At 64.9% G+C, this 2738-nt stretch carries 3 protein-coding genes; all 3 read left to right on the top strand.

Annotated features, from left to right (window positions below; genetic code table 11):
• A partial coding sequence (locus EN742_RS30870; RefSeq protein ID WP_281035024.1) for an FAD-linked oxidase C-terminal domain-containing protein occupies positions 1-164 on the top strand: 164 nt, incomplete at its 5' end.
• 2 nt (positions 165-166) lie between these two features.
• A complete protein-coding gene (locus tag EN742_RS30875; protein WP_126053945.1) occupies positions 167-664 on the top strand; it encodes a hypothetical protein in 498 nt (165 codons plus the stop codon).
• 114 nt (positions 665-778) lie between these two features.
• On the top strand, positions 779-2738 hold a 1960-nt coding region (locus tag EN742_RS30880; RefSeq protein WP_128333658.1), incomplete at its 3' end, for an AsmA family protein.

Genomic DNA, 2738 nt, shown 5'->3' on the forward strand with positions numbered 1-2738 from the left:
TGGACGGCACTTGCACCGGCGAGCACGGCATCGGCCAGGGCAAGGTTGGCTTCCTGCGTCACGAGCTCGGCCATGGCGTCGAGGTCATGCGCACGATCAAGCAGGCGCTCGATCCGCTGAATATCATGAATCCGGGCAAGATCCTGCCCCGTGTTGGTCACTAGTCATGTCGGCGGCCGAGGCCCTGCTGCCGATCGAGGTGCCACCATCATCGGCCGGCGCGCCATTGCCGCATGTCTTTGCAAATGAAGAGCGGCTGTTGATCGCGTATCTCGCCGACGTTCCGGATCCTTCGTTCGATGGCACGAACGCGCGCTCGGTTTCGCCCGCGACAGGCGACCAATCCGTCGCAATCCTGACGGTGGAACCATACCTGGCGCTTCAATTCGGTCCGCCGAACGATGAAGCCATCAGCGGGCATCGGCTCTATGGTCTCGGCCTGCAACCATATTCTGCGTTCGAAGTCTTCAACTCGTCCTGGATCGCTTCCCTGGAAAAGGCCAATCGGGTTCATCCATCCCATATGCCTGAGCTGTTTTCGGACTATCGGCATTTCATCCTGACGTTCCACGACTCGACCATCGAGTTCGTTGCGAAGAAATTCCTGATCAGCCTTTGCACGGGTGCGGTCTTGTCCGCCCTGATGGAAGCGGCGCGGCATTGACGCGGCGGACTGTCCCCACAGCTCCCTGCTTGCCGAGGACGCAGCCGAATTGCCTCTTTATCGACACGCTGATGCGGGTACAGTGCAGCTGACTTTCAACGATCGCTGGTGCTGATGCTCGCACGCCTGTTCGTGATCTTCGGTGGCCTGTTCGTGCTGGTGCTGTGCGCGGCGCTGGTGGTGCCGTATTTTATCGACTGGGCAGGCTACCGCGCCGATTTCGAGCGCGAGGCGAGCGCCATCCTCGGCCGCAAGGTCACCGTCGAGGGTGACGCCACGGCAAGGCTGCTGCCGTTTCCCTCGGTGACCTTCTCCAATGTTTCGGTCGCCGGCGGTCCCGACGGCCAGCCGGCGATGACGGTCGAGACCTTCTCGATGGATGCGGAGCTGGCACCCTTCCTGCGTGGCGAGGTGCTGATCTTCGACATGCGGCTGGTGCGGCCGAAGGCGACGATCGACATCGCCGCCGACGGCACGGTCGACTGGGCGATGCGGCCGACCTCGCCCTTCGATCTCAACCAGATCGCGATCGAGAAGCTGACGGTGACGGAAGGCGAGGTCGCCTTGCGCCATGCCGCCGGCGGGCGCAGCCACCTGATTTCCGAGATCAATTCGACCATCTCGGCGAAGTCGCTCGCCGGGCCATGGCGGATGGATGGAACGCTCAAGCTCGACGGGCTGCGCACCAATGTCACTGCCTCGACCGGCAGAGCCGAAGGCAATGGCCAGATGCGGCTGCGGCTGAAGGCCGATCCGGACGCCTATCCGCTGGTCATCGAGACCGACGGCAATGCCGGCCTCGTCAAGGGCGCCGTCGCCTATTCCGGCCAGTTCAAGATCTCCGGCAACGACAGGAATTCGGCCGAGCTGCGCGGCACCGGCGGCGAGACGGTGAAGGTCTCGGCCGGCAAGCCAGATCCAGGCTTCCGGCTCAACGGCAAGTTCTCGCTCGATCACCAGAAGCTCGCCTTCGACGAGTTCCGCTTCGAGACCGGACCGCTCGACAATCCGTATACCGCCGACGGCAAAGCCTCCGTCAATCTCGGACCGAACCCGCGCTTTTCGATCGAGGCCAATGGCGCGCAGGTGCAGTTCGATGAAGCCGTCGGCGCCGCCGCAGTCACCGGCGTAACGCTCGACCAGCGCGTCAATGCGCTGGAGCAGGCGCTTCTGCATATGCCGAAGCCGACCATCCCAGGGACCGTCGAGGTGAGACTGCCGGCCGTGGTCGCCGGTGACACGACGGTGCGCGACGTCCACCTCTCGGCCGAGCCGGCCGAAGGCGGCTGGTCGGTGAAGTCGCTTGCCGCGACCTTGCCCGGCCGCGCCACTCTCGAAGCCAACGGCATGCTCAGCGTCGAGGACCATTTCGGCTTCAGCGGCTCGCTGCTGCTCGCCGTGGCGCAGCCGTCGGGCTTCGCCGCCTGGTTGTCCAGGGATGTCGACGAGGCGATCCGCCGGCTGCCGGCCGCCGGTTTCAAGGCCAAGGTCGATCTCAGCGAAAAGCGGCAGGCCTTCAGCGATCTCGAACTGATCCTCGGCAAGGCGAAGTTTTCCGGCCGCATCGATTCCAGCCAGCCGGACGACGCCAGGCCTTCGGTGCTGATGCGGCTGGAGGGCGGCGAGCTCGACGTCGACGGGCTGGCGGCTTTCGCCTCGATCTTCGTCAGCGACAAGGGCGCCAACCGGTTTTCCGACCGCGACCTCGACTTCCAGATCAAGGCCGGGCCGGTCAGCGCCGGCGGGCTGACGGCCGACATGGTCGACACGGCGCTGAGGCTGCGTAAGGGATTGCTCGAGATCGACCGGCTGTCGGTCGGTGGCCTGGCCGGCACCTCGATCAGCGCCACAGGGCGGATCAAGGATTTCCCAGAGAGCCCGACCGGCAAGCTCGATGCCTCTGTGGTCGCCGTCGATCTCAAGCCGCTGGTCGACGTGGCCGCCCAGCACTATCCCGACAATGAGCTGCTGAAAGGACTGGCGGCCCGGGTGGCCGCCTATCCGCAACTGCTCCAGGATGCCCGTATCGATCTGGTGACGAGCGCCGCCGATAATGGCGACGGCACGATCGGCC

It is taken from the genome of Mesorhizobium sp. M4A.F.Ca.ET.020.02.1.1 (genome assembly GCF_004022645.1).
In the GTDB taxonomy this organism is placed as follows: Bacteria; Pseudomonadota; Alphaproteobacteria; order Rhizobiales; family Rhizobiaceae; genus Mesorhizobium.

Bases quoted from the DNA above. Each gene is read 5' to 3' on its own strand.
- EN742_RS30875 (WP_126053945.1), top strand. From the start codon at position 167: ATGTCGGCGGCCGAGGCCCTGCTGCCGATCGAGGTGCCACCATCATCG.